At 45.4% G+C, this 26,479-nt stretch carries 23 protein-coding genes and 1 tRNA gene; 12 read left to right on the top strand and 12 right to left on the bottom strand.

Annotation, left to right across the window (positions count from 1 at the left end):
• Positions 1-337: 337 nt before the first annotated feature.
• From pyk to QUA45_RS00890, 3 genes are all read left to right on the top strand, one after another.
• Positions 338-2,125 carry a pyruvate kinase gene (pyk, locus tag QUA45_RS00900; protein WP_333094681.1) on the top strand — a complete coding sequence of 596 codons (1,788 nt, stop codon included), beginning with the start codon at positions 338-340 and terminating at the stop codon, positions 2,123-2,125.
• A gap of 94 nt (positions 2,126-2,219) precedes the next feature.
• Positions 2,220-2,291: transfer RNA gene (locus tag QUA45_RS00895), tRNA-Thr, on the top strand.
• A gap of 529 nt (positions 2,292-2,820) precedes the next feature.
• Entirely contained in the window at positions 2,821-5,286 is a 2,466-nt protein-coding gene (locus tag QUA45_RS00890; protein WP_333218945.1) for a bifunctional serine/threonine-protein kinase/ABC transporter substrate-binding protein, read from the top strand.
• Positions 5,287-5,297: 11 nt separating this feature from the next.
• Here QUA45_RS00890 and QUA45_RS00885 read toward each other — a convergent pair whose 3' ends face one another.
• The 6 genes from QUA45_RS00885 to QUA45_RS00860 form a co-directional block, all read right to left on the bottom strand.
• Entirely contained in the window at positions 5,298-6,356 is a 1,059-nt protein-coding gene (locus QUA45_RS00885) for a potassium channel protein (protein ID WP_333094679.1), read from the bottom strand.
• 125 nt (positions 6,357-6,481) lie between these two features.
• The gene (locus QUA45_RS00880; protein WP_333218943.1) at positions 6,482-9,295 is read right to left on the bottom strand and encodes an LpqB family beta-propeller domain-containing protein; all 2,814 of its coding nucleotides are present in this window, start codon (positions 9,293-9,295) and stop codon (positions 6,482-6,484) included.
• 10 nt (positions 9,296-9,305) lie between these two features.
• The gene (locus QUA45_RS00875; protein WP_333094677.1) at positions 9,306-9,833 is read right to left on the bottom strand and encodes a type IV pilin-like G/H family protein; all 528 of its coding nucleotides are present in this window, start codon (positions 9,831-9,833) and stop codon (positions 9,306-9,308) included.
• Positions 9,834-9,940: 107 nt separating this feature from the next.
• Positions 9,941-10,459, bottom strand: coding sequence for a type IV pilin-like G/H family protein (locus QUA45_RS00870; RefSeq protein WP_333218941.1), 519 nt, complete (start codon positions 10,457-10,459; stop codon positions 9,941-9,943).
• Between the two features lie 113 nt (positions 10,460-10,572).
• Positions 10,573-11,133, bottom strand: coding sequence for an SPFH domain-containing protein (locus tag QUA45_RS00865; RefSeq protein WP_333218940.1), 561 nt, complete (start codon positions 11,131-11,133; stop codon positions 10,573-10,575).
• Between the two features lie 123 nt (positions 11,134-11,256).
• Positions 11,257-11,802: an NfeD family protein gene (locus QUA45_RS00860; protein WP_333094674.1), complete on the bottom strand. Its 546-nt coding sequence runs from the start codon at positions 11,800-11,802 to the stop codon at positions 11,257-11,259.
• Between the two features lie 175 nt (positions 11,803-11,977).
• Here QUA45_RS00860 and QUA45_RS00855 point away from each other — a divergent pair, with 175 nt between their 5' ends.
• Entirely contained in the window at positions 11,978-13,780 is a 1,803-nt protein-coding gene (locus QUA45_RS00855) for an AAA-like domain-containing protein (protein ID WP_333218938.1), read from the top strand.
• Positions 13,781-13,787: 7 nt separating this feature from the next.
• Here QUA45_RS00855 and QUA45_RS00850 read toward each other — a convergent pair whose 3' ends face one another.
• Positions 13,788-14,348, bottom strand: coding sequence for a Uma2 family endonuclease (locus QUA45_RS00850; protein WP_333218936.1), 561 nt, complete (start codon positions 14,346-14,348; stop codon positions 13,788-13,790).
• 302 nt (positions 14,349-14,650) lie between these two features.
• Here QUA45_RS00850 and QUA45_RS00845 point away from each other — a divergent pair, with 302 nt between their 5' ends.
• The 4 genes from QUA45_RS00845 (at position 14,651) to QUA45_RS00830 (ending at position 17,901) form a co-directional block, all read left to right on the top strand.
• On the top strand, positions 14,651-15,241 hold the full coding sequence (locus QUA45_RS00845; RefSeq protein ID WP_333218934.1) for a type IV pilin-like G/H family protein: 591 nt from the start codon (positions 14,651-14,653) through the stop codon (positions 15,239-15,241).
• Positions 15,242-15,256: 15 nt separating this feature from the next.
• Complete coding sequence (locus QUA45_RS00840; RefSeq protein WP_333218932.1) at positions 15,257-16,024, top strand: sterol desaturase family protein; 768 nt, start codon at positions 15,257-15,259, stop codon at positions 16,022-16,024.
• Positions 16,014-16,628: a rhodanese-like domain-containing protein gene (locus QUA45_RS00835; RefSeq protein ID WP_333218930.1), complete on the top strand. Its 615-nt coding sequence runs from the start codon at positions 16,014-16,016 to the stop codon at positions 16,626-16,628. The genes QUA45_RS00840 and QUA45_RS00835 overlap by 11 nt, the downstream gene beginning before the upstream one ends.
• A gap of 172 nt (positions 16,629-16,800) precedes the next feature.
• Positions 16,801-17,901 carry an iron-containing redox enzyme family protein gene (locus tag QUA45_RS00830; protein ID WP_333094668.1) on the top strand — a complete coding sequence of 367 codons (1,101 nt, stop codon included), beginning with the start codon at positions 16,801-16,803 and terminating at the stop codon, positions 17,899-17,901.
• Positions 17,902-18,085: 184 nt separating this feature from the next.
• Here QUA45_RS00830 and QUA45_RS00825 read toward each other — a convergent pair whose 3' ends face one another.
• Positions 18,086-18,805, bottom strand: coding sequence for an SAM-dependent methyltransferase (locus QUA45_RS00825; RefSeq protein WP_333094667.1), 720 nt, complete (start codon positions 18,803-18,805; stop codon positions 18,086-18,088).
• Between the two features lie 250 nt (positions 18,806-19,055).
• Here QUA45_RS00825 and QUA45_RS00820 point away from each other — a divergent pair, with 250 nt between their 5' ends.
• Positions 19,056-19,688: a hypothetical protein gene (locus QUA45_RS00820; protein WP_333094666.1), complete on the top strand. Its 633-nt coding sequence runs from the start codon at positions 19,056-19,058 to the stop codon at positions 19,686-19,688.
• Between the two features lie 223 nt (positions 19,689-19,911).
• Here QUA45_RS00820 and QUA45_RS00815 read toward each other — a convergent pair whose 3' ends face one another.
• Complete coding sequence (locus QUA45_RS00815; RefSeq protein WP_333094665.1) at positions 19,912-20,154, bottom strand: ChaB family protein; 243 nt, start codon at positions 20,152-20,154, stop codon at positions 19,912-19,914.
• A gap of 201 nt (positions 20,155-20,355) precedes the next feature.
• Positions 20,356-20,835 (bottom strand): YqhA family protein, encoded by a 480-nt coding sequence (locus QUA45_RS00810; protein ID WP_333094664.1) that lies wholly within the window; start codon positions 20,833-20,835, stop codon positions 20,356-20,358.
• A gap of 866 nt (positions 20,836-21,701) precedes the next feature.
• Here QUA45_RS00810 and QUA45_RS00805 point away from each other — a divergent pair.
• Positions 21,702-22,655, top strand: coding sequence for a hypothetical protein (locus QUA45_RS00805; protein WP_333146354.1), 954 nt, complete (start codon positions 21,702-21,704; stop codon positions 22,653-22,655).
• A gap of 71 nt (positions 22,656-22,726) precedes the next feature.
• On the top strand, positions 22,727-23,524 hold the full coding sequence (locus tag QUA45_RS00800) for a DUF4142 domain-containing protein (RefSeq protein WP_333094662.1): 798 nt from the start codon (positions 22,727-22,729) through the stop codon (positions 23,522-23,524).
• A 145-nt stretch (positions 23,525-23,669) separates the two neighbouring features.
• On the opposite strand, the gene QUA45_RS00795 is transcribed toward QUA45_RS00800, so the two are convergent.
• The gene (locus tag QUA45_RS00795) at positions 23,670-24,038 is read right to left on the bottom strand and encodes a Lin0512 family protein (protein WP_333094661.1); all 369 of its coding nucleotides are present in this window, start codon (positions 24,036-24,038) and stop codon (positions 23,670-23,672) included.
• Positions 24,039-24,347: 309 nt separating this feature from the next.
• Here QUA45_RS00795 and QUA45_RS00790 point away from each other — a divergent pair, with 309 nt between their 5' ends.
• The gene (locus QUA45_RS00790; RefSeq protein WP_333094660.1) at positions 24,348-25,262 is read left to right on the top strand and encodes a branched-chain amino acid transaminase; all 915 of its coding nucleotides are present in this window, start codon (positions 24,348-24,350) and stop codon (positions 25,260-25,262) included.
• A 255-nt stretch (positions 25,263-25,517) separates the two neighbouring features.
• Here QUA45_RS00790 and fghA read toward each other — a convergent pair whose 3' ends face one another.
• Positions 25,518-26,372 carry an S-formylglutathione hydrolase gene (gene fghA, locus QUA45_RS00785; RefSeq protein WP_333146356.1) on the bottom strand — a complete coding sequence of 285 codons (855 nt, stop codon included), beginning with the start codon at positions 26,370-26,372 and terminating at the stop codon, positions 25,518-25,520.
• Positions 26,373-26,479 lie beyond the last annotated feature (107 nt).

The following is a 26,479-nucleotide window of genomic DNA, read 5'->3' as shown; positions in this document are numbered from 1 at the left end:
AGAAACTAGCCTCTGCACAACCAGGAAAGTATTGCTGTTGTGCAAGGATACCAGTGCTAGATTAGCCAAAAGAACTCTGCAGACCCAATAAAATCAATGGGTATCTTTGTATTTATGTCAAGCCTGAGAGCAGATAAATTTGCAAAAAAGCGCGCTGCCCGAGAAAAGATTACCGATGGGTAAAAAGTCAGATATTCTATATATTGTTCAATACCTGCTTTTTTGACGACTATCAAAATTTTTAAGACTTGAGACTAGCGTCATTGCTTGTAGTGAAAGATGAAACGTTAGCCGAAATTTAAACAAGAAATCCACCTGCCTCCCCAGAACACCGCTGATGCAATTGCCAAAAGCCCTACGCCGGACTAAAATCGTCGCCACCATTGGCCCAGCAACTTCGGACCCACAAGTGCTGCGCCAGCTCATAGAAGCCGGTGCCACAACTTTGCGACTCAACTTTTCCCACGGAACAGAAGAAGACCACCAGCGCAGCATTCGCTTAATCCGGCAAACTTCCTTTGAACTCAACCAGCCGGTTGCCATCCTCCAAGACCTCCAAGGTCCGAAAATTCGTTTAGGGCGCTTTGAGACAGGCTCTATAGTGGTCAAAAACGGCGATCCTTTTATTTTAACCAGCCGCCCGGTTCCCGGCACCGAACTCATTTCTTCCGTCACCTACGACCCCCTAGCAGACGAAGTTCCAGAGGGAGCAGTGATTCTGCTTGACGACGGCAAAGTGGAAATGCTGGTGGAAAAAGTAGACCGCGCAGCGCGGGAATTGTACTGCCGCGTCGTCGTCGGCGGGCCGCTTTCCAACAACAAAGGCGTGAATTTTCCGGGAGTTTACCTATCAATTAAGGCGCTGACTGATAAAGACCGCAAAGATTTAATGTTCGGCCTCGACCAAGGTGTCGATTGGGTAGCCCTGAGCTTTGTGCGAAATCCCCAAGACGTACTCGAAATTAAAGAACTGATTGCCAGTGCGGGCAAGCAAGTACCAGTGATTGCCAAGATCGAAAAGCACGAGGCGATCGAACAAATGGAGGAAATTCTCACCCTTTGCAACGGCGTGATGGTCGCCCGCGGCGATTTGGGAGTGGAACTGCCCGCCGAAGACGTGCCGATTTTGCAAAAGCGCCTGATTGCTACCTCCAACCGCCTGGGTATTCCGGTAATTACCGCTACCCAGATGCTCGACAGCATGGTCAACAATCCCCGTCCCACCCGCGCCGAGATTTCCGACGTGGCAAACGCGATTCTTGACGGAACTGATGCAGTGATGCTCTCGAATGAAACTGCTGTCGGCAAGTACCCCGTCGAAGCGGTGGCGACGATGGCGAGAATTGCAGTGCGGATGGAGAAGGAAGGAATTAAGCGGAATATTAGGAATGTAGAAGATATTGGTCGATCGATCCCCAACGGCATCAGCCAAGCAGTCAGCCAAATCTCCGAACAGTTGAACGCCGCAGCCATCATGACGCTGACCAAAACCGGCGCCACAGCCCGAAATGTCTCGAAGTTCCGACCCAAAACTCCCATTTTGGCAGTTACTCCTCACGTAGACGTAGCCCGACAACTGCAATTGGTATGGGGAGTCAAACCCTTGCTGGTGTTGGATTTGCCCTCCACCGGCCAGACATTTCACTCTGCCATGACAGTCGCCCAGGAAAAAGAGTTAGTGTGCGACGGAGATTTAGTCGTGATGACCGCCGGTACTCTGCAAGGGGTTGCCGGATCGACGGATTTGATCAAAGTTGAGGTAGTGACAGCAGTTTTAGGCAAAGGCACCGGTGTCGGTTTGGGATCGGTGAGTGGCATGGCCAGGGTTGCTCGCACTGCGGCAGATGTAGGAAATTTCCACCCTGGAGAAATTTTGGTAGTGGAACACACCAGCGTCGCTTTTGTGGAGATGATTCGGAAAGCAGCCGGTGTGGTGACGGAGGAGGACAGTTTGACTTCTCACGCCGCGATTATCGGTTTGCGCTTGGGCGTGCCGGTGATGGTGGGCGTGAAGAATGCCACGCGGGTAATTCGGGACGGAACTATGCTGACGCTGGATATGCAGCGGGGTTTAGTTTATTCCGGGGCCAGAGGCGGCTCAACTGACGCGGAAGTGACCGTTTAACTTTTGGTGAGCTAGGAGTTTTGGAGTTGTGAATTAAATTCTACAACTCCTTGATTTTTTCATTTAGGCTGTGCTACAATTCAAAATTGTCTGTGCCGATGTAGCTCAGGGGTAGAGTATTCGATTCGTAATCGAACGGTCGTGGGTTCAAATCCCACCATCGGCTTGCAATAAAATATATATTTTCAAGGGTTCTATAGCTTATTAATGCTGTAGAACCTTTGTTTTTTCCATGACTTGTCTATGGTTTGTCTATTTTAGTGAGGAATGCAAGTCGTCGGATTTTAATGGGGACTGAAGTCCTCACTAGGAACCTATTTCATCGCGGATTTTAATGAGGACTGAACTCTTCACTACGAAGCTATTTCATTACCAATTTTTATGGTTTTTAGTCAGGAGTAAAGTCCTCGGATTTTAATAAGGACTGAAGTCCGATGCTGGAAACCTATGGCATTGCGGCTTTTGTCGATGGCAAAAATACCAGATAGAGGGTGGCTATTGCTTGTCAAATTGTTGCCAAAAATCAAGTCCCAATTGAGGTAAATTGTTAAAGAGGAAAGGGAACACAATTTGTAATTACTTTGCCGATCGCTAGTGTTTCTAAAACTTAACAGAAACTTAACAGAAATCGCTGTAAAAATGCGGTAAAATCAACCTTGAAGAGCGCAGACAATTAAAAAAATAGCGAAAAATCTATGTGCCTGCAACCAGGAGATATCCTGCGCCAACGTTACCAAATTGTCAGTGAATTAGGTCGGGGAGGGTTTGCGAGGACATATACAGCTAGGGATTTAGACATACCGGATAACCGCCTGTGCGTTATTAAGGAAATTAGGCAGCCAAGCGATCCGCAACTCTTGCCAGAAGCACAGCAGCGATTGGAAAGAGAAGTTCGATCTTTGCGCCGATTGGGCGGACATTCGCGCATTCCACAGTTATTCGATAGCTTTCAAGAGAATGACAATTTTTATTTAATTCAAGAATACATTGAAGGACATCCGCTGAGGCAAGAATTCGCTCCAAATACTCAATGGACTCAAGAGCAAGTAGTTGAATTTTTGCAGGATATCTTGCCAGTTATCGCTTTTGTTCACGAACACAATGTCATTCACCGCGATATCACTCCTTCTAACTTAATTCGGCGCGATTGCGATCGGCAAATAGTTCTGATTGATTTTGGGGCTGTCAAAGAAATCAGTTCCTTGGAAATAACTGATTCGGGAAACACTATCAGCAGAACTATTTATACGCAAGGATATTCGCCGGCAGAACAAATTGCTGGCAATCCTCAATTTTGTAGCGATATCTACTCTGTAGGTATTGTCGCTATTCAAGCCCTTACAGGCTTGTCTCCTGCTCAAGATTTCCTGACAGATTCCCGGCGGGGCGATATCGTTTGGCGCTACTCGACTCCCGATCGCCCTATGGTACAGATTAGCGCCGGCATGGAAACGATTTTAAACAGAATGGTGCGCTACAACTTCCCCGATCGCTACCAATCTGTTGCTGATGTTTTGCAGGCTTTGAATTCGATCGCCACCTTACACCCGGCGCCCCCACTGTCACAGAATTTGAATGTACCGCAACAGTTGCCAGATAATCATCCAATCCTATCCCTATCGCCACCGCCGAAACGCGATCGGTTTTCGGGATTTTGTCGATCGCACTTTCGCCGATCGCTGTTGGCAATTGCGGGAATTATTGCCGGATGTGCGATCGCCCTTTTTTTTCACAACATTTTTACCCCGAAAACTTGTCTTTTACTGCAAGGTGATGCTTTAAGCTGCGGCGAAGAATCTCTACTAAAATCCTCGACTCCTCGATTAAAGCAAGCAGGAGTTAATGAATTTGCCAAATCCAATTATCGGGAAGCATTTAATTACTTTAAAAGGTCGTGGCATGAAGAAGAACGCAAAGATCCCGAAACTTTAATTTACATGAATAATGCCTTATTAAAGGCTAAAAAAGCCGATTATTACACGCTTGCCGTAATCGTTCCCGTTAGTACCAACGAACAAGGTAGAGCCGAGATAGATTTGCCTAAAGAAATCTTGCGGGGAGTTGCTCAAGCGCAAACGGAAGTTAATTTAAAATTATTCAATTCTGAGATAGATCGCAACCTAAATGGTTTAGATTTTCAAGAGAATCAAGCTATTAAAGGTAAAGGTTTACAAGTCATAATTGCTGACGATGCCAATCTAAAAGAAGAGTCGCTCGCCCGCGCTAATTCCCTAGTCAAACTGGGCGGTGTTTTGGGCGCTATCGGTCACTACACTAACGCAATGACAGTCCATACAGTCGATATTTACAACCAAAATCATTTAGTATTAATTTCCCCAGGCAGTACGACGGAAGAAGCCACAGAAAAACCCCGAAATTTTTTCTTTAGGACTGTGCCTCGGACTAAAGTTAGTGTTGAAGTATTCGCGAAATATCTGATTGAAAAAAAAGGTCAAACCAAAGTAGCAGGTTTCTACAGCACCACCAGCGAAGCCACTTCCTCTTTTTGGGAAGAATTCAGAAAACAGTTTAGAGAACGGGGAGGAAATATTGCAAATATCACCGAATTCGATTTGTCACACAGCGACTTTAACGTGAAAAAAGCCATACAAGAAATTAGGCAAACAGAGAAAACAACGATAGTTTTAAGTCCGAGTCACATCCCGATCGCTCTCAACAATGCGATGGCACTTTTGCAAGCCAATCTCGACCGCAATTGGGTTGTCGGCACGGGGGGAATATACAGTCAAAAAACTTTAGAAGCTGCTGCTCAGTTACCGTCTTTTGAGAAAATGGCGGCCGCAGTTTCTTGGCATCATTTAAAATCTCCCAACCGCAAATTCCTTGAGAATACTCGCAAGCTTTGGGAAGGAAATGTCAGTCACCGAACTGCATTAACCTACGATGCCGCTAAGGCGCTGATTCAAGCCATAGAAATGCAGCACCAACCCAGCCGCGAAGGGATGCAAAAAACCTTAGCCGATCCAAATTTTAGCGCCACAGGAGCCACCGGAACAATTCAGTTTGACAAAACGGGTTCGCGCAAAAATTTTAGTCCGATATTAGTGCATATTGTCAAGTGTTCTAAGGAGCAGTTTGGGGTGACTTTTGTGCCGATCGAATTTCCGACAGCAGCAGCGGCGGGTTTAAATTGCGATTGATCGTACTACTTCTACTTGGGAGGCCGGGGGAGGCGAAAACTCAGGGGACTGAGGATTTGATTGAGAGTTCGCAGTTGTTCAGCAGTACCCAAACAGATCAGCATATCTCCTCCTTCGATCGCAGTTTCTCCCGTAGGCCCCACAATCAAAGTCCCGCTAGCGCGCCGCACCGCTAAAACTAAGGCCCCCGATTGCGATCGCAATTTGGCATTTCTCAAAGTTTGCCCGACGTAGACACAAGTATTGGGATCGACGAGAAATTCTTCCATGTAAAAAGAACTATCGGTGCCCGTCAAAACACCGTCTAAAAAATCCATAACTTGAGGCCGCAAAGCAGCCGCCGCCATCCGCTTTCCGCCGGTGATGTAGGGGGATACGACGGCATCGGCCCCGCCTCGCTGCAACTTCTTTACGGCTTCTTCTGTGGTGGCGCGGGCGATCGCCCGTACCTTCGGATTCAGAGTTTTCGCCGACAGCACAGTGTATAAATTCTCGGCATCCGAAGGCAAAGCTGCTACTATGCAAATTGCGCGATCGATCCCCACACTCAGCAAAATTTCGTCCAGAGTCGCGTCTCCTTGGACAGCCGTGTACCCCAGCGCCAAAGCTGCCTCAACCGACTGTATCGCCGAATCTATCACCACAAAAGAGATATATTCGGCCTGAAATTCCAAGGCAATTTGGCGGCCAGTGCGCCCAAAACCGCAGAGAATGTAATGCCCGATCAAAGAATCTACCAATCGCCGCTGCTGCCTAATTCTTGCTCCTTCTTGAAAATATCCTTCAATCAGCGCTTCTGTAAAGCGGTTGACGATGAAACCAATCACAATCACCCCCATCAAAATCAGGCATATGGTAAACATTCGGCCGCGTTGACCGAGGGGCTGAAGTTCACCGTAGCCCACAGTTGCTAGGGTAAATACTGTCATGTAAGCGGCATCTAGCAAAGACCATTTTTCCACCTGCCAATACCAAAGAGTACCCGTGCAGAAAATGCCGCCCAGGGCGATGACTCCGCCTGTTAAGTCTTTTTGCAGGCGCTGGTACTTTTGCTCTAGAGTTGAATACACCGATCGGGCTGACCTATTACCTATTAGCTGCTACCAAATTAAACCATATCAGCCCTAGACGCAGGGGCGGTCAAAAAGCCAGTTTCTGCCTAGATACTTTGCTGCCAAACTCAACATTTTGACTCTTAACCCGGTTTTTTTTGCGTGAGTTCCGACTGAGTTCCAATCCCATCGCAGAGGTGGCGATTGTTTTGATTTGCGATCGGATTTGTCTGCAAATAATTGCGGACTCCATTACAACCCTGCTGCAATAAATCGTCAAGATTAAAATTCCACAGCATCACCGTACCGTCAGCACTAGCACTAGCGATCGCCTTGCCGTCTGGACTAAAACTCGCACTCCACACAGCATCCTTGTTACCTTTTAAAGTTTTGAGCAATGTACCGTCAACGTTCCACAGCCTCAGCATTTTGTCTGTGCTAGCAGATAGCAACATTTTACTGTCGGGACTAAAGCTGATATTTGTCACTCCACTTGTATGCTTTAAAATACTTAACGGTGTGCCGTCTTTGCTCCAAATTCTCGCAGTTCCTCCAGCACTTGCAGCCGCCAGCATTGCTCCATCGGGACTGAAAGTTACACTCATAATTTTATCACTTTCCATCTGTAAAGTTCGGAGCAATTTGATATCAGTGCTGGCTTCGATTGACTGCTGTTTTTGCAACTTTTCCGTAACCTTTCTCAAGCTCCAAAGTTTAACAGTGCCATCAGTACCAGCCGCAGCAATTATCTGACCGTCTGGGCTAAAACTCGCGCTGGTTATCCAACCTCGATCCACTTGAAAAGTTGCCAATTCTTCACCGCTGATTTTCCAGAGTTTAACAGTGCCATTGGCACTGGTAGAAGCAATAATATTACCATCTGGACTCAAAGAGACGCTTGTTATTTGATCGCTATGTCCTTTTAAATTGTGGATCAATTTGCCATTCTTTTGCCAAATTTTTACAGTTTGGTCGTCGCTTGCTGAGACAATAATCTGACTGCTAGGATTGAAGATGGCCCTGATAATTTTATCCGTATGCCCTGTTAATGTTGCTTGCAAAGTTCCATTAGTTTGCCAAAGTTTGATATAATTATCATCCGTAGCAGTCACAATCGTTTGACTGTCGGGACTGAAACTCGCGAAAGCAAGGGTACTGGCTTGAGTCTGCAAGCGGCGGCGTTCCCGAAAGTTGTAAACTGCCTGTTCGAGGGCGATCGCCACTCGCATCTGAATATCTGAGCTGACTCCGAGCGATCGTTTCATTTCTGTAACAGCTCTGATGCTTTCTAGCAGAGCTTCCTCTTTTTTATCTGCAGCAAATAGCGTTTCTGATAGCAAACTGAGAGTGAGAATTTTGTTGTTTCTTTCTTCGATGGACGGTTTTACCCAAAAAGCTACTATCAGGATTGATATTAATATGGCTGCGGCTCCTGTAACTGTTTGCACTCTCAGTTGTTGCTCCCGCCAAAGTTTAACTGCAATCGCTTTTTTCTGGTTTTGTGCTTCGCTTAGTTCCTGTAGTAACTTTTTTTCGCGACGCAGTTGTTCTATTTCAGCTTGATGCTGTTTTTCTTGATAGCGAAATTTGGCAAATTCCGCTTCTTGACTCGCACCTAAAAATTGATAATCTTGGGTGCTCAAGCTTTTATTTGCCGCCCACTGTCGCGCATCTTCCAGTGCTTGACCGCGCAACAAGCGAGATTCGTCTTGACAATTTGTAGCTATCCATGCTGTTAGGGATTCAGCATAGGGGCGCAAGTCGCCGAGTGCTTTTTCTACCCAGTTATGGTTGAATATAGCTGCGTAAATGCGGTTGGATACGGTTAATTTGCCGGCTCGTTTTACTACTAACCCGCTCAACCGCAATTCAGTTTGTTCGGGAGTATCATCGGCGCAGATCCCCCCTGCCAGGGCGGGCACGGGGGCACCGCCCCTACAATCGGGGGGTTCTGAAAGTGGCAATATTTTTTGATATAGTCCTAATAACCTACTGGCGCGGTGCTGACTTCTGAGAAGGCGATCGCGAATTGTTTTGATGTGTACAGGTTCATCGGATGATTCCCAATTATCAATAATACGAGATTGCACTATCTCGCTAATTAATAATTGATTTGTAGTAAAAGTTTCAGTTTTGCTTTCATCCGTTGAGTCTGATATAATAGAAGCCGATGCTAAGCTTTTTATATTGTGCAAAATCAGCTTGCAAAGCTTTTGAGTCAGAAATGGCTGCCCTCCAGTCCAATCCAAAATCTCTTTTAAAACCTCTTGAGGATTGTCTACTTTTCCCTCAAATCCCTTGGCTAAAGGCAGAGCTTCCTGTAAGTTAAAACCGTTCAATTCAATAGCTAAGCCGATATTAAAGGGCGTGCGAGTTGCATCGCTAATTAAATCAGATGGCGTAGCTACTCCCAGCAAAGCAAATGTAATGCGCTGGTATTCTGAATTGTGAGCGCGTTTATTGTAGCAACATCTAATTAATGCAAAAAAATCATCTAGCGGTTCTTGGAAACTCAGAACGCTATCAATTTCATCAATAAAAATGACCAGGTTTTGAGAAATTTTGACTAGCAGCAATTCTTCAATTAACTCTGCTAAGCGCTGCACCGGGGGCATCAACTCTCTCTCCCGCCACCAAGTCATAAACTCGACTGGGTTAAACAGGTTGAAACTGCACAATAGCTTGTAAGCGACGCCACCGTACCACTTATCTAGAGAGACTTGCTGGTTGCCAATGTCCGAAAGGTCGATCGTAGCACAGGCAATGCCATCAGCCGAGAGTTTTTGTACAGTTCGCACTAGCAAACTGGATTTGCCCATTTGTCGGGAATTGAGCACGTAACAAAACTCTCCGGCTTTGAGGGCTTGATAAAGTTCTGAGTCAGCTTGTCGCACTACATAAGTAGGTGCATTTTGCGGGAGACTGCCGCCGATTTGATATTGGTAATCGACTGTCATGATCTAGCCTCTAGTCATAAGTTTGTGGCATTTCAATGGTGCCTATAGCACAAGCAATTTTACCATTTTGATAAGTTGGTTCTGGTGGTTTGATTGTACCAGGAGAATCAGATCTGCACAATATAGATGTTGTCCTTATTTTATTTTTAGAAGCATTTGATTCAACTTTTGTAGCAGGAATTACAAAAACTACACCGACAAAGCTTTTAATATCTTTATGCTTTGAAACTCCATAATTAAATGTCGCTTTTTTTGTTGTATGGTGGGAATATTTGTAATTTTCTGTCTCGGTTTTAATGATGCGAATTCTTAAAGCCTTAACAGAAGTGCTAAAAACACTTTTTTCGGCAAAATAGGCTTGCTGACGTTTGTTGATTAAGCTAATATACATTCTGGGTTCCCATTGCTTGTTGATCCTAACCCTAGCCTGAAAGGGTCGCACAACTACGGAAGCTAATACTCCAATCACCATTAAACTCACTAACCATCGACAACCATTAGATTCAATGCTAGCTGATTTAGAATTGTGTTGACTCATTGTTTTGTATCCTCTCTGTTTGTTGTAAAAACTTTAGTCCGGTAAATCTAAAGTGAATGCCGATTTGATATTGGTAATCGACTGTCTTTATATTGCGTATAGTTAGATTATCTGGTCACTTGTGTCGTGCCTTGACCACAAGCAATTTTACCATTTTCATAGGTGGGTTCCGCTGGTTTAATTGTCCCGGGAAAATCAGCTTCGCACAATATGGACGTTGTAGTTCTTTCCTCTTTAGCAGCATTTGGCTCAAACTTTTTAGCAGGAACCAGAAAAACACCCCCGACATAACTTTTTAATTTTTTTTCCTTTGCTACTCCATAATTCAATGCTGCTTTCTTAGTGGCACGAATTGAATACTTGAAATGTGTTGTCTCTGTTTTAATGCCAAGTCCTAAAGCATCAACAGAACTGGAAAAAGCATTGTTTTCTGCCAAATAGGCTTGCTGACCTTTGTTCATCGAGCTAACATACAGTTTTGCTTCGGGAATCCTGCAGCGATGGCTAGTATTAAGAAATGATGGCAGAGCGATCGCACCAATTACTCCAATGCCCATTAACAGCAATAAGCATCCGCAACCGTTATAAGCTGAATTGCTAATACTTGATTCTTGATATTTAGTCATGATGTTGTTTCATTAAATGGTATATAAAAAGCGAATTCAAGTCGGAAAACTAGAGCGTTCTCCTCGTTACCAGGCTCTTTATGGTAACGAGGAAAAGGAGGAAATACTAATCTCTAAGCTCGCAGCTTTTGTACTTCTTTCCGGTCCATGGATGTGGGCTGAATCACTTTACTGCCGATCGCAAAATCGCGCAATTCCACTCTGGTAAACTTCACACCCCAAGGATCTGTCGTTGTATCCAACTCCTCGACTAAAGCATTATTGATTTCATTGCGAGCCGTGTAAAGTTCCTCCAGAGCTAATGTCGCAATGTGAGTCCGAATTGAAAGAATCAGCATATTTAACATCGCTTCCTTGAGATTCTGCACCTTGTAAGACGCTTTTTCTAAGTCAATTATTCGCCAGTACACAATAAATTCAACGGTGACGGCAACGCGATCGCGCGTCGTGCACTGTTGGGGTGGCAGGTTTAAAATTTGCTCGCGCAGAGTTTGTTTATAGGCGACTGTTTCCACAAAGGGAATCAAAAAAGTCAAACCAGGTTCGAGTTTCTTGCGATCGTACTTTCCGAAAATTTCAACTAAAGCCTCATCTCCTTGACGGACGATTTTGACGCTGCTGGCTAAGGATACTCCGGTAATTGCAAACAACACCATCAAAAAATACTGATACATAGTGAATCTCCTGGTAAATAGTTGACAGTTGACAGTTGATACTAATTTCTTAGTCCGCGAAGGCGGAATTTGTTTGGCAAGAAGCGATTTCAATCGCCGAGTCATAAAAGAGCTAACTCAGATTTAGCCGTTGAGGTGAATTAATCTGTCAGGTACAACAATCAGCGTGTTTCCTTCGCGGCGCAAAACGTAAACTTTTTGTCGGGGTGCGATCGCCCCTTGGGAATCTTCATTGCGGGCTTTCCACGAAGCCCCTTCATAAATCACCATTCCGGTTTCTCCGGGGAAAATTTCGGAGATTGTTGTCGCTTCCGTTGCTTCGGGAATGACAAACTTTTTGCGAACAATGAAAATCGGTCGAATCCAGATACTCAGCGCGAGGGCTATCCCCATCCAGTAGAAGATTTGCCAGTCAAAATCTTCATACATTATGTTGGCCCAACTAAACTGAAATGCTACCGAACCTCTCCACAAAATAAATGATTCAATTAAAGCCGAAGCTCCCATCATTAGCAGGTAAAATCTGTATTTTTGGGGCTGAGTTTTGATGATTAATAGCTCGAACGCACTAAGCACAACTCCAAGCAGGAGCCAGAATAGCGGCGGGGTGAAGGCAAAAGCTGGTTGATTAGTGGCTGACGCCAGCGACCAAATTAGGATAGAATACACAATGCTTTTACCTCGTTTTGATGGGATTCAACCTTGTTATTTCTAATCTAATCAGGTGGCTATTTGAGTTGGCGACTGAGTTATTTGAAAAATCATCGACTTTTCATCGACTTTTCATCGACTTGAGGGGCGGTTGCCATTTATGATGGTTTCAGTGTTTTGATTGTGATAAGCAATGCCACGATCGCTAAGGGTGCGCGAAGAGTGCATTCGCGCAGTTAAATCCTGTCTCCTGAGAAATGGCTTTCCCAGTCAGAAAATTCTGGCTGAGGATTTAGGGATGGCCCAATCTACTGTCAGCCATTTTCTGAATGGCAAACCTGTGGATTATGCCAATTTCATCGAAATTTGTCGAGGATTGGGGCAGGAATGGCGCGATATAGCCGATTTTGAGGCGAATTCAGAGCCAGAGGAGGTAGTGCTGGTGAGGGCAAAAGTGGCGATCGTATTCGAGGGCTTTCCTTCGGATCGCTTCGCTAACGCCAACGCCCGATCGACCTCAAACACTACCCTTTCTCAGCAGTTACACCAAGCTTTGAGTGCGGGAGGCCACGAAGTCTTTTTTATTAACAACAGCAGCGACTCAGCCTCATATTTAAAGCGTTGCGATTATTTGCTGTTGCTGATTTCCCAAGAATCGGCCGCTAGCGAAATGATATTGGAACAAGTGCAGCTAGCCAAAGAATTGCACAATTCAACTGCTCATAAACCCGCAATCTTACCGATTTTACTTGAATTAAATATACCGCTTTCTTTTGATTTACTGAGCTATTTAGCAGGAATTCAGCCCTGGCTGTGGCGCGGTGTTGGCGACTCATTTAAGTTATTATCACAAATTTTAACCATTATCAAAGAAGGTCGCACATCGTTAACTGCCGACCATGAATTGGCTGTAGAATGGAAAGTAATTACTAGCACAAAACAGTCAATAATTCAACCCCTGCCAGCAGCGCAGCCAGAATTGCCGGGAGGACAAGTTGAAATAGCTTCTCGTTTTTATATCGATCGCCCTCCGATCGAATCCCGCTGTTACGAGACGATCGCCCAACCGGGAGCGCTAATCCGCATCAAAGCACCCAGACAAATGGGCAAAACTTCCTTGATGGCGAGGATTCTGCATCATGCAGAACAGCAAGGTTCTCGCACGGTAGCGCTGAGTTTTCAGCTAGCCAATAGGAAAATATTGGCTAATTCAGACACATTTTTGCAGTGGTTTTGTGCGAGCATCGGTCAAGAGTTAGGAATGCTGGAGCAGTTGCCCAAGTGTTGGGAATTAGCCGATTTGATTGGCAGCAATCAGTGCTGCAAGGCTTATTTTGAACAGTATTTGCTGTCAGAATCCTCAAAACCTCTAACGTTAGGCTTGGATGAGAGCGATCGCCTGTTTGAATCACCGGAAATTGCCGACGACTTTTTTGGCTTATTGCGAGCTTTACACGAAGAAGCAAAACGGCGAGACATTTGGAAAAAATTGCGTTTGATTGTGGTGCATTCGACCGAAGTTTACATCCCGCTGGATGTGAATAAATCGCCGTTTAATGTGGGGTTGCCCATTGATTTGCCAGAGTTTAATTCGCAGCAAGTGCAAGACTTAGCAGCCCGACACGGAATCAATTGGAGTGCTACAGAAGTGGCAGAAATGATGGCGCTAGTGGGAGGACATCCCTACTTAGTGCGGCTGGCTATGTATCGCATTGCCCGTCAAGATGTGACTTTAAATCAATTGCTGAAATCGGCGGCAACCGAGGCAGGAATTTACAGCGACCATTTGCGCCGACATTTGTGGAATTTAGAAAAATATCCAGAATTAATCGAGGCGATGAGAGAGGTTTCGAGTGTGTCAAAGCCAGTCCGATTAAGGCTAGAAGTGGCGTTTAAATTAAACAGTATGGGGTTGGTGAAACAGGAGGGCAATTATTGCAGTGCGAGATGCAATTTGTATGAGGAGTATTTTCGCGATCGCCTTGACTGCAAATAATCCATATTTACCCGATCGCCAAATCCACACTAACTACAAATTCGGGAAAAGCCAGCGGCGAAACTTCGTCGCCCCGCCAAAACCTCAGCATTAAACTGTAACCGTTAACCGTTGGCTGGCGGTAAACTTCCAAGCAGTTTTCCTGTAAATTGACAATCCATACTTCCTGAATTTGCGATCGAGCGTAAATAGGAAGTTTCACGTCTCTGTCATAATCTATTGAAGTGTCAGCTACTTCTATTAATAGTAAAACTTCCGATGGTAGGGGATGGGCAGTTGAATAGTAATCGGCGCGAGGTTGCAGCAATACTAGATCGGGTTGCGGTTCGGTTCGCTGGCTGACTTGAATGGGGTTTTGTACAGTCACAATCGCCCTTTCTTCTGGAAGCCGGCAAAAGAGTCGGGTAATGCGGTTAACACAACCTGCGTGACGAGTTCCAATTGCGGCCATTTGAACAAGTTCTCCTTCTATCAATTCTACGCGATCGCCCTCTGAAAGAATACCAGCTTTACCCATCAGATGGTATTCTTCTACGGTGAAAAGTCTTTTGAGCAACTGCACTGCCATAACTTACCGTTCCTCTAATTATTTCTTCGATTATAGTCACACGCCCTATTAAATGCCAGTGATGTCTAAAGTCGATGAGAAGTCGATGAAAAGTCAGTCGAGTTCTCAAATAGCCTGGTGATTTAATAGAGATAGAGTAGAAGCAAGGCACAATATGCGAGGTTTGCATACCCCGCCGCACTCAGTGATATATTCAGTTTAACCTCAATTAGGCATTTACCTGAAACCTGAATATTGTCGCGCCTCTCCTCCAATCATTACTCGCTGGACAACTAATCGGCTAACACATTTGAAGAACAATCATGCAGCTTAATAAAAATCCTCAACTCGATGCCCTCGATAAAAAAGCGGAATCTTCAGAAAAAAATATTCTCCCTGACAAAAAACGTAAATCATGGGTAGGAACTTTACTGAGAATCACTTTTATTTATTTTCCTTTGGGTAGCATAATAGTTGGTGCGCTCGCGTTACCGAATCTGCTCTCTTGTGGCAATAAAGCGAAGCAGTCAGAAGCTAAACAATATGTTAGCTCAATGCTCCGCGCTCAACAAGCTTATTTTGCAGAAAAAAGTGTTTTTGCAACTTCCCTTGATGCCCTCGATCTTGGCCTTAAGTCTCAAACAACCAACTACAATTATTCAGTAATTGCTGGTAAAAAAGCTGCATTTAGTTACGGCGTAGCCCGCACGGTACAAAAGGATACAAAGAGCGTTGTCGGAGCTGTTTTTTTAGTACCCGCTCCTCTTGCCAATGGTAAGAAAGCTGCCGATACAAGTACGATAATAACTATATTATGTATCGCAAAATCTGATAGTCCAACTCCACCTGCTGCACCAATAAATATTAACGGAAAATTAGCTTGCGGTGATGGGACAGTAGAAGTGAATAAGTAAATTGGAACCAAAATTATGCCAGAAATTGTCAAAGGGTTCATCATCTTAGCTTCCATCTTCATTCCCCTCGAAAGAGTCTTATCCTTGCACAAGCAAAAGATATTCCGTCTCGGATGGGCAACCGATGCCACTTATTTTTTTACAGGTCACTTTATTGGCAGATCCGGGGCTATTGTTGTGACTGTAATTTTGTCGCTGATGACTAATCTACTCAACCAGGAATTGCAAAGCAAAGTAGCCTCTCAACCTGTCTGGTTGCAGTTGGCAGAAGCAGTTATCGTTTCAGATATGGCATATTATATTGTTCACAGACTACTGCATGAAGTACCCTGGCTTTGGCAATTTCATGCAGTCCATCACAGCATTGAACACATGGATTGGTTAGCAACAGTGCGGGTGCATCCCTGCGAGCAAGTTTTTACTCAGATTTGCAAAATTATGCCTCTTTACTGGTTGGGATTTACTAAGGAGAGTTTGGTAGTTTATGCTCTTTATTCAGCCGCCATCGCTTTCTTAATTCATTCTAATATTCAATTAAAATTTGGCATCCTAAAATGGTTTGTAGCAACCCCACAATTTCATCACTGGCATCACAGTAAAATTCCCGAAATCTACAACAAAAACTTTGCTGTTCAGTTGCCACTGTTAGATTTGCTATTTGGCACTATGTATATGCCAGCGAAAAAAATGCCTCATAAATATGGAATTTCTGATTCTATACCTGTTGGATATGTCGGACAAATATTCTTTCCATTTTCAAGGATGATGAAAAATGCTAGATAAAAATGCAAAACCAGGTATTAATCGCTATTCTCGGATTTTGCTGGTAATTATGGGTTTTGGCTTGACGAGTGTTGCTTCTGTGGGTGCAGTTGCCTTATTTCACCACATGGATATCCTAACTTTTATCGCCAGTTTAAATACGAAACAAGTAACTGTTGCCGAATTGCAGCAGGGTAAGTTGAAACCAGTGATTTTGATAGATGTGCGATCGCCCGAAGAATACGCGGAAGACCGCATCGGTGAAAGTCCCCTTGTTCCCATAATTGATATTGAGATGGGGTTCGGTGTCAAGCAGATTCAATCCATTGTAAAAGCTAGGGTTAAATCCGATCAACCTCAGCCAGTAATTGTACTTTATTGTGCCAGAGGAGGGCGATCGGTTAAAGCATACAAACAGTTGGAAAAAGTCGCTCGGTATTCCCAAGAATCGGGAGGAAATGAGACTAATAAGATTAAGGATATTAGCCTGAATGTTGTTGTCCTTTCAGGCGGTATCAAAGCGTGGCGGGAAGCAGTGCCTGCTACAAAAGATGCCCAGATATTAGCCCCAATTACTTTACACAGCTTGATCGAGTCTCCCTCAGTCACCCTGCTTTCGGAATGAATCGGGGCAGTTGTGACCAAATTGATTTCTGTCAAATCTCTATCAATAGAAAGGTGTATAGTGCTGACAGATTAGCTATCTTCAAGAAAAGTAGCCATTATCCTCAGCAATCTGCAACGGTTGGCTGTTTGGGCAGGCAGCACAATAATTAGAGTTAGCATAACTTTATTCCATGCAAAACACCCTAGAGATACTTCCTTCTTCCGACTCGCCGAGTCTTCCCAAAAAGCAACCCGCACCCCCAAATTACGAAGCAGCCGATCGACAATTTGTCAATTTGCTAGAAGTCGAGGATTTAGACAAGACGGTGGCGACAAAACCGTTACTTGTCAGCGATTTTGAAAGCGCGATCGCCTACGCAATTCAAGCAGCTTACCAACAGGAACCGGGCGATGAGGCCGCTCACCGCTTTTTGCAGCGCGTACTTTACCGCGTCAACCGCCTCAACTTGTTTTGGTACGACGATTTGCGCCGCTACAACAACGAACGATCGCACTATTTGCGTTCTGTGCGCGATCGCATTGAGGAACCTTGGCAGCAGTGGGAACTGGCGCAAATCGACGTTGCAGCGCTGCAAAAATTGCCGGATGTCAAGCAAGCCCTGCGCGATCGCGCGGCCGCCGATGTCGATCCTCCGCTAACTGAGCTCGATCGCTACCAGCGGGAACAGATGACTGAAGAGGGATACAAACACCTGTTGGCGATCGCGTCTTTCGACGGTTTAGTGGAAGCCAGCCGCCTTTCTCGCATCCTCGGCGGTGCCGGCAACGAAATTCAGTGCACCCTGACGCGGGTGCTGATGGAAGAATACGGCGGCGGTCGCCTTCCCCGCAAGCATTCGACCTTTTTTGCCCAAATGCTGGCTGAATTTGGGATGAGTACAGAACCAGAAGCGTACTTCGATTTAGTGCCTTGGCAAGTGCTCGCAAGCATTAATCACAACTTCCTGCTGACGGAACGCAAGCGCCATTTTCTGCGCTACAACGGCGGACTCACTTATTTTGAGGTGGCGGGGCCCGTTGCTTACCGCAATTATCTAGCCGCCGCCCAGCGTTTGGGCCTCTCGCAAGCTGCGATGGGTTATTGGGAACTGCACATCAAAGAAGATGAGCGTCACGGCCGCTGGATGTTGGATGAAGTGGCGATCCCGCTGGTGGATAGATACCCGCACGAGGCTTGGGAGCTGGTGTTGGGGTACGATCAGGAGAAGTCGATCGGCGATCGGGCTGCGGCTGCTGTGGTGCGATCGATCCAAGCCACAGAGCACAATTAACAGCTATATCGTAGGGTGCGTCAGAGACTGATGCACCCTACGATATAGGACCGTTCTCAATAAGCCTTTGAGCAACAGGCTTTCCGGCCTGTTCCACAAAGAGTGTATTTCTTGTGGAACAGGCCGGAAAGCCTGTTGCTGACAATAGTGCAACATCTCAGGGGCACTCTACCAGCGCTGTATTTTAAAATGCTGTCATTAACTGAATTAGCTCGATCGACAAATCTCTTTGTGACTTTTGGTGCTTCTTAAACAAAACTCCAGCCAGCAGATAGATGTTTTCCGAATAAAAAGCCATTCCCTGTTTTCGCAGAGTGGCGATCGCGCTTTTCACTTTGGGTTCCGAACTATAATAGCCAAAAGTTAAAGGTGCAATTTCAAAATTCGCAACCGAGTAGCCTCGATCCAAGGCATAATCGATCAAACCCACAGGATTAGAATAGCTAGAAACCATCAGCAAAACTTCATCGCAGCCCAAAGATAAAAGTTTCTTAGCAATTGTCGAACCATCACTCCCGCCGTGCAACAGCGGCTGGTAAATCTTATCATCCACCGCCGGCAAGTAAGGCGGATTTGAGATGACACAATCCGCCGATTCGTATAAAGGCGAATCAAAAAAAGAGCCATTGTTGACAGTGTATTTTTCGATCAGTTGATATTCCTTAATTTGAGACTGAGCAATTTTCCAAGCTACATTATTTAGCTCAAATCCCTGTATTGTCCCATCAAAATCACTTCTCAGCAAAGACTTAATAACTGGACTTCCCTCTCCTGAACCAAACTCTACGATAAGTCGAGAATTGTCACTAGCATTTAACACTAAACTTTCCAAGCAGTGCGCGTAAAAATCCGATTCTTCCGGGCAGTGGAATACCTGTTTCAGAGGATGGGATGAAGTGAGCATAAATTCTGTAACAAAGTTGACTATTTTTAAAGTATCGAATAACTAATATCCCAGCCATCTGTCGCAAGAGCTATTTTATCAACTTGTGCAATCTCTCTCTTCCTGTTTTATCGGGTGCGAGCGAATAACTATTACTGCGGACAGATTATCAAATTAACTATATTAATCCGATTGACAGATTGCAATTATATAGCGATTGCTGGTGAGATAGTACCTAAACAAATGATGGTAAATTTTAATATTGTCAGATATGACCTTTTTTAATTATTCAGTTCCGCCTCTGCGCCGGAAACAGCTTAACATCGAGGTTCAAGATTTAGAAGGGCTTTGGCAGGTTCAGTTTCCCCTTGGCAAAGATCGATTTTATTCACAATTTTATACTTGTCTCGATCGAACTTGCTTGCTTTGGAGCTTGCTGTTAATACCCATCTTCGGCACAGCACAATTTTTTTCTGTGAGTTGGATGCTGCAAGCAGGTTTGTGGTCAGCGCTCAGCCTCGTAGGTACAGCAGCAATGGTAAGCATGACATATTCTTGGGTCAAAATAGAACGCCTGGCTTGGGTGCTTTACGGTTGGGTAATACTAATGTTATTAGGATTGCTGCTGACCGATTTAGCCATTTTTCTGCGTTGGGGAAAAGTGTTGGCGAATCTCTGTCCCCTGTGGTTGGGAATGAGCGGAATAGGGTATTTGGGGACTGGATTTGCCGTGCGATCGCGCGCGATTTTAGCAGCAAGTTTATTTCACCTGTTGGGGATTTTGATTTTGCCTTACACGGGCGGTTGGTCTTTCCTATTTACGGGAACCGTAATGGTATTTAGCTTGCTCGTTTTAGCCGAATTGCAATGGGATATGGGGCAACCGATTAACAGGCTGCATTAACTTCTGTACCACCGCGATTCCAACAGGTATCAACGTAAAGCATTAACCGCAAGTGATGAGTACATTGCTAATGACTGACGATATCAGGCCCGCTAGAATAACGTCACTGCAATTGGTTGGTAGTGAGGATTCTTCGTTCTCATCAAAATTTGAGGAATGAAGCCCTCACTAAACAACGGATAGGGGTTATGTTAGCGGACACAATTTTACTGATGGCTGATAACTAATTGCCACCAGACTGTACAGATTTGCGGGTTTGGTTAGTATCGTCGCCCTTGTGATGCCACGTGCCACCTTCGCCTTGAACGTATTCAGATTTTACGCTGTTCCAAGCAACGCTAGTAGCACCATCGGCGCTCATTCCATCTTCACTAGCGCTCTTAAAAGCCGCCTGAAAAATTTGTTTCGCTCCTTGGGGCAGTCCTTGTGCTTCTGAAGGTAAGGTATCAAATTGTTGTTCTGGCATAATGACCTCTAATTATTAAACACAAATTAAATGTTATATACTAGAAGCCACTACTTTCCTCTCTCTAAAAGCAAGTTTTATACCGCAGTTTTCTCATTCTGAGGACAGATGTAATATTAAATTTATTCTGCTCCGAGAAGGCAATGAGATTGGCGTTGCTGGTTGGGCAGGATTTGGGTAATTTCCTTGCTCAAACAGCGATTAATCTGATTTCGGCTTTTTAACTTGCGAACTTAGAAAATAAGTCAGCGCAGCGATTATTAAAGCGATACCCGCTCCCAGGGGAAGGATGTTGGTTCCGCCGTTCCACCTAACTACCTCTGAGAGAAACAATACACTCAACACGACTACAATCACGCTGGTGAGTTTGGTTTTCAGGTCGTCGATGGTGTGAATTTCCAGCCAGTGTGGTACTTTGATGCGCTCGTCTATAAACAGCTCGTAAAGTCCGAGTGCAGTAATGTAAAACACTGTGGCGAGGAGAAACAAATCTACAACTTCGATGCCAGACAGAATCAGTTGTTTGGAGTTTTCGCTGGAAACCGGTACTGTAACTGTGTGGCCGATGGTAATGACGGTTTCCAGGGCACCGTAGATCAAAAGCGTCACAGACGTTGTAAAAGAACCGAATACAGCGATTAACATTAGATAGCGACTTCTGGCAAGAATTCGATGCAGCATAGTTGATCTCTCGTTGGAAAATTTGTTAGAGAACAAGCGCTCTCTGGCATACCTGTGGCTTTACTATATCAGAGTTTGCCCGATCGCACTTACAAGCAATTCTGCCGAGTGTAGCCGCTGGTTAATTTCATGTCGCGCGACCACAACTCGCATAGCCCTCAGTTCGCCTTCGTGTTCGAGACAACTCCAATCCCAGTCACAAGCCTTGCTGTTGCGGGGTAGCAGGCGCTTTTGCGACTTGGAGCGGTCGCTGGCGCGTTTTGAGATAATTTAGTTTCCTGGGAAAGAAAGTTTGAGGGGTATTCTGCCAGTGCCCAAATTGTCAGCCGCAAGTTAATAAAAAATAGCGCTCAAAAAAAATTAAACTAACTCATCTGGCGGAGTGCTAAACCAAAATTGACGGTGAGAAAATCAACAATTTCTGCCTCAAAGCACCTGCATCCGGGGAAAATTCATAGGAAGAAGCGGGTCCTTGTCTGAGAAAGCCAGTTAATTCGTATATGTCTCGTTACTCCACCCAAAATTTTTCATATCAACCTGGTTTCTCTACCCCGCACACAAAATTTGATTAAGCTAGTCTGTCGCTCAATCAAATTTCATCCACCACCTGAAATAAAAAGCCATTTTGTCAAATATTCCTAAAGATGAATGGCGAACTTGAAGCATACGTAATAGCTTATAAACTGTTAACGCGGCGGTGTAATTAATCAGGGAAAAATCATCAAGGAAACGGGACTAAATTTGCTCCCTTACCTTCATTATTCCGCAGCGAAGGTTAGAAAATTTGCACGTTACGCTGTCAATTTGACCCTGCATTTTTGGCATCACAAGCGATCGCAAGACTCTACGTAAAAGCAAGCATTACCATGAAATCTTCTAAATTGTTGAAAACTGTTTTAGCAAGCGCTTGTACTTTAGGTTTAGCAACGGTTTCCTTCGCAGTGCCTGCTTCTGCCCAGTCGGGCGGTGCTGGAGGTGCAGGCGGGGGTACAGGCGGTAGCGTCGGCAGTGGCACAAGCGGTACGACGGGCACAAGCGGTACGACCGGTACGGGTACAAGCGGTACGACGGGCACCGGTACAAGCGGTACAAGTGGTACGACTGGCACCGGTACAAGCGGTACAAGCGGTACGACTGGCACCGGTACAAGTGGTACAAGCGGTACAAGCGGTACAAGCGGTACGACTGGCATCGGTACAAGCGGTACGACTGGCACCGATACAAGCGGTACGACTGGCATCGGTACAAGCGGTACAAGCGGTACGACTGGCACCGGTACAAGCGGTACAAGCGGTACGACTGGTGCGGGTACAAGCGGTACGACTGGTACGACGGGTACAACGGGTACAAGCGATACGACTGGTACGGGTACAAGCGGTACAAGCGGTACGACTGGTACGGGTACAAGCGGTACAAGCGGTACGGGTACAAGCGGTACAACTGGTACGGGTACAAGCGGTACGACTGGTACGACGGGTACAAGCGGTACAACCGATACGACTGGTACGGGTACAACCGATACGACTGGTACGGGTACAACCGATACGACTGGTACGGGTACAAGCGGTACAACTGGTACGAGTGGCACTGGCACAACCGGTACAACCGGTACGAGTGGCACCGGCACAACCGGTACAACCGGTACGAGTGGCACCGGCACAACCGGTACAACCGGTACCACATCGACTTCGGCTGATACTAATTCAGGAGTTTTGAGTGATCGGCGCGATAGCCCCAACAATTTCGGGTGGCTGGGTGCCCTGGGTGCGTTTGGTTTGATCAACTTGTTTAGGAAAGGCAGTACACCCTCCCATCGGTAGTTTCGGGCGATTCCCTACGGGATAGCTTCGCTTCACGTACTTTTGAAAACAACTTAGAGGCTTAGAAAGTCATGACTTCACTCAATCGCAAAAGTTTGTTCAAAAATTTGGTAACAGTTGCCGGAATTGCCGGCGTTAGTTCCTTGATAGCTGTGCCGGGATTCGCAGAATTAAACCGCCAGACTCACGGCTTCAACCAGTCGAGCGATCGGGTTTTTGAGCTTGCTGATAGCGACTTAAACGATCCTAATTCTCCGGGACCTCCTGCTACAGATAGAAACAACAACAACAATCCTGGCGGTTCTCCCAACACTCCAAATACCCCCACCAACAACACTCCCGGCCGTTCTCCAAATAGCCCCATCAACAACACTCCCGGCCGTTCTCCCAGCACTCCAACAAGTGGCGAAACTTCGCCTAATTCTCTCAGCAGCAGAGACAGAACTTTTGCCATGCAAGCAGGTCAACTTGGTATGCTGGAAGTGGAACTCGGCAGATTGGCAGTGCAGCGCGGTTCGAGTGCTGGTGTGAAACAATACGGCCAAGAAATGGTAGAGGAACACACTCAGGCAAATCAAGAGCTGATGCAGTTAGTAATGCAAAAGCAGGTTGAATTGCCAACCGAGATGAGCAGCCAGAACAAAGCTTTGATGGATCGACTTTCGGGACTCTCCGGTACAAGTTTTGACACTGCTTACAAGCAGGCTATGATCGAGAGCCACAATCAGGCTATTGCTCTGTTTCAGGCTCAATCTCAACAGGGACAAGATCCCGACTTGAAGGCTTGGGCCACCCAGAAGTTGCCGAACCTTCAGGCGCACCTGCAAATGGTTAACCAAATGTTGGCAGATACCAGCCAGCCCCAATAGGAGGTAGAGGAGGTAGAGTCCGATCGGGTTTTATGCGATCGCACTCTACCTTTGCCGATCTGATACTTAGCCTAAATTAATCATTTTTTTTACAGACAGGCGATCGTAATTTCACCGCAGAATTATTCAAACAACACCAAGTTAATTAGTCCTCAGTGTCCACAAAAACACTCACAGCCGCCACAGCGATTAGCATTTCGTCATTTTTATCCTTCAGAGAGGCGATCGCCCTTCCTGGCACAATCATGCCTCCTTGCTCCACAATCAGAGTTTTGCTGCCGAAAGGGAGTACCGCCAACACCTCCTGTTCCCGCACTTGTTCCGGGTAAGGAACAGCCACCTTAACCTCAACAATCATCTGATTGGGGTCAGTCAAACCCGCCACTTCCCAGACGCCCAGCAAAGCATTGTGGGCGATCGCATTCCGTACAGCCCTTGCACAGGCTACAGTGGGTTCCTGCCCGTGCTGGTCTATACCCATCCCCATTTCAATGATGAAACATTTACGTGCCATAGTTGCCCCTGGGTTGATTTTTCTTTTTAGTCATTAGCGAAGCCCTCGAAGAGGAGCGCACTTTTATCCAAAACAATTATCAACCAAAATCACCGCATTTTATATTATTTTATCGCACCCTCCAATAACACACTAATCATCTTCTCATTCAATAAAAAAATGTTACTTTTGACAACCTCCAAACTGATACCAAATCAGTCATTTAAAATCTAAGATTTAAAATCTAAAATATAAAAGGGTATAACTTATGGTAATATAACCAAATTCAGCTTTCCTAGCGGACTGCAAAACTCATCGCCAGCTTGAATCATGGATAGTTTTCTACCAATTGCCTACTTTCAAAACCAATTTCTCCCCTTTACCGACGCCAAAATTTCCATAGCCACCCACGCACTGCACTATGGAACCGGAGTTTTAGGCGGGTTGCGGGGAATCCCAGACCCCGAAAATGCCGATCGAATATTGCTATTTAGATTAGACCGCCACTGTCAAAGATTAAGTCAAAGTGCCAGCTTCCTTCACTGCGATTTACCCGCCAGCAAAATCCAACAAATAATCATTGATTTTGTTCAGAAAAACCAACCAACAAAATCATTTTATATCCGCCCTTTTATCTACACATCAAGTTTAGGAATTGCCCCGCGACTGCACAACGTAGAAACCGACTTTTTTGTCTACGGATTAGAACTTTCAGACTATTTACCCAAAGAAGGAGTCAACTGTAGAATTAGCTCTTGGTACCGCCAAGAAGACCGCAGTTTGCCCTTAAGAGGTAAAATTAGTGGCGCTTACATCACCTCAGCTTTAGCTAAAACAGAAGCAGTACAATCCGGCTTCGACGAAGCGATCATGATGAATTCTCAAGGAAAAGTCAGCGAAGCTTCAGGGATGAACATATTTGTCGCCAGAAACGGTAAATTAGTTACTCCCGGTTTCGAGCAAGATATTCTCGAAGGAATTACCAGAGACAGCGTTATAACTATCGCTAGAGACTTAGGAATTGAAGTCACAGAAAGACCAGTTGATAAATCAGAATTGTTGATTGCAGACGAGATTTTTCTCTGCGGAACCGCAGCAAAAATTACCCCTATTAAGCGAGTGGAAAACTATCACTTGCCCAAAAATCGACCCATCACCGAAAAGATTTTGGACAAACTGACGGAGATTATCGAAAATCGCGACAGCAATTATAAAGAATGGGTATTTCCGATTAATCTTAATTAACCGAAAATACCTGTGCTCGTAAAAGCGACTTCACTCAGATTGTAGGGTGCGCAGTGCGCACCTTACCCCATAGATAGTGCAAAAATACTCGTTTGTATCATTCGGCTGTAACTGAAATGTTGCACCATTTTAAATAAGCCTTTTATGGGAGGACAGGATGCCCACCCCACAACAAATTCACTTTTTGTGGAACAGGCCGGAAAGCCTGTTATTGAGAATGGCGAAGATGTAAGATGTAACCGGATTTGATATTACTTACCCCCACAAAACAGCCGCGTGATGGCGAATGTGTTCCTCCATAAAACTCGCTATAAAATAATAGCTATGATCGTAACCTTCCTGCATCCTTAAAGTTAGTGGCTGTCCCGCTTTTGCACAAGCCTCGGCGAACACTTCCGGCAACAACTGCCCGTCAGCCAGATACGAATCAGCAGTGCCGCAGTCAATCAGAATCGGACGGTTGTATTGCGCCTCAAGCACCAACTCGCTAGCATCCCAAGCTTTCCACATCTCTTTGTCGCCACCTAGGTAGTGTCCGAATATTTTTTGCCCCCAAGGGCAGCGCATTGGCGCGGAAATAGGCGCAAAAGCTGAAACAGAAAGATAGCGAGAGCCATTTTTTAAAGCGCAAATTAAAGCCCCGTGTCCGCCCATCGAATGACCGAAAATTCCCTGTTTTTCGGGTATCGCTGGAAAATTTTCGGCGATTAAATTCGGCAATTCATCAACCACATAACTGTACATCCGATAGTGAGAATTCCAAGGTGAGGCTGTCGCATCAACATAAAAACCCGCACCACTTCCTAAATCCCAATCGTCATCTTCGCCAGAGATGCCCGTATTGCGCGGGCTAGTGTCGGGCGCAACCAGCATTAACCCATATTTTGCCGCAAATTGTTGCGCCCCCGCTTTTGCCATAAAGTTTTCTTCCGTGGAGGTTAATCCTGATAGAAAATACAAAACTGGTACGGGTTGAGATAAAGCTTGCGGCGGCTGATAAACAGCGAATTTCATCTCGCTGTTGCAAGCGGAGGATTGATGGCTGTAAAAGCCTAGTTTGCCATCAAAAATTTTATGTTCTTTGTGCATCTTTATGGATTCTGATATCATATTAATTTTTTTTCATTTGTGAATTAGATTTTTTTATTAACCGCAGATGGCGCAGAGGACGCAGAGGAAAAGAGAAGAGAGAAGTTATTTAAGGTGCAGCCGTGTAC

Source organism: Microcoleus sp. Pol12A5, assembly GCF_036701435.1.
Lineage (GTDB): Bacteria > Cyanobacteriota > Cyanobacteriia > Cyanobacteriales > Microcoleaceae > Microcoleus.
Note: the sequence above shows the minus strand (reverse complement) of the source record. Positions and strands in the feature narration are given on the sequence as shown.

Excerpts from the sequence above, each read along its gene's own strand:
- QUA45_RS00850 (WP_333218936.1), bottom strand. The coding sequence starts at position 14,348 with ATGGCAGTGCAGTTGCTCAAAAGACTTTTCACCGTAGAAGAATACCAT.
- QUA45_RS00840 (WP_333218932.1), top strand. The coding sequence starts at position 15,257 with ATGCCAGAAATTGTCAAAGGGTTCATCATCTTAGCTTCCATCTTCATT.
- QUA45_RS00830 (WP_333094668.1), top strand. The coding sequence starts at position 16,801 with ATGCAAAACACCCTAGAGATACTTCCTTCTTCCGACTCGCCGAGTCTT.
- QUA45_RS00870 (WP_333218941.1), bottom strand. The coding sequence starts at position 10,459 with ATGACTAAATATCAAGAATCAAGTATTAGCAATTCAGCTTATAACGGT.
- QUA45_RS00855 (WP_333218938.1), top strand. The coding sequence starts at position 11,978 with ATGCCACGATCGCTAAGGGTGCGCGAAGAGTGCATTCGCGCAGTTAAA.
- fghA (WP_333146356.1), bottom strand. The coding sequence starts at position 26,372 with ATGATATCAGAATCCATAAAGATGCACAAAGAACATAAAATTTTTGAT.
- QUA45_RS00825 (WP_333094667.1), bottom strand. The coding sequence starts at position 18,805 with ATGCTCACTTCATCCCATCCTCTGAAACAGGTATTCCACTGCCCGGAA.
- QUA45_RS00815 (WP_333094665.1), bottom strand. The coding sequence starts at position 20,154 with ATGCCAGAACAACAATTTGATACCTTACCTTCAGAAGCACAAGGACTG.
- QUA45_RS00810 (WP_333094664.1), bottom strand. The coding sequence starts at position 20,835 with ATGCTGCATCGAATTCTTGCCAGAAGTCGCTATCTAATGTTAATCGCT.
- pyk (WP_333094681.1), top strand. The coding sequence starts at position 338 with ATGCAATTGCCAAAAGCCCTACGCCGGACTAAAATCGTCGCCACCATT.
- QUA45_RS00820 (WP_333094666.1), top strand. The coding sequence starts at position 19,056 with ATGACCTTTTTTAATTATTCAGTTCCGCCTCTGCGCCGGAAACAGCTT.
- QUA45_RS00835 (WP_333218930.1), top strand. The coding sequence starts at position 16,014 with ATGCTAGATAAAAATGCAAAACCAGGTATTAATCGCTATTCTCGGATT.
- QUA45_RS00805 (WP_333146354.1), top strand. The coding sequence starts at position 21,702 with ATGAAATCTTCTAAATTGTTGAAAACTGTTTTAGCAAGCGCTTGTACT.
- QUA45_RS00890 (WP_333218945.1), top strand. The coding sequence starts at position 2,821 with ATGTGCCTGCAACCAGGAGATATCCTGCGCCAACGTTACCAAATTGTC.
- QUA45_RS00845 (WP_333218934.1), top strand. The coding sequence starts at position 14,651 with ATGCAGCTTAATAAAAATCCTCAACTCGATGCCCTCGATAAAAAAGCG.
- QUA45_RS00865 (WP_333218940.1), bottom strand. The coding sequence starts at position 11,133 with ATGTATCAGTATTTTTTGATGGTGTTGTTTGCAATTACCGGAGTATCC.
- QUA45_RS00795 (WP_333094661.1), bottom strand. The coding sequence starts at position 24,038 with ATGGCACGTAAATGTTTCATCATTGAAATGGGGATGGGTATAGACCAG.
- QUA45_RS00875 (WP_333094677.1), bottom strand. The coding sequence starts at position 9,833 with ATGAGTCAACACAATTCTAAATCAGCTAGCATTGAATCTAATGGTTGT.
- QUA45_RS00800 (WP_333094662.1), top strand. The coding sequence starts at position 22,727 with ATGACTTCACTCAATCGCAAAAGTTTGTTCAAAAATTTGGTAACAGTT.
- QUA45_RS00880 (WP_333218943.1), bottom strand. The coding sequence starts at position 9,295 with ATGACAGTCGATTACCAATATCAAATCGGCGGCAGTCTCCCGCAAAAT.
- QUA45_RS00790 (WP_333094660.1), top strand. The coding sequence starts at position 24,348 with ATGGATAGTTTTCTACCAATTGCCTACTTTCAAAACCAATTTCTCCCC.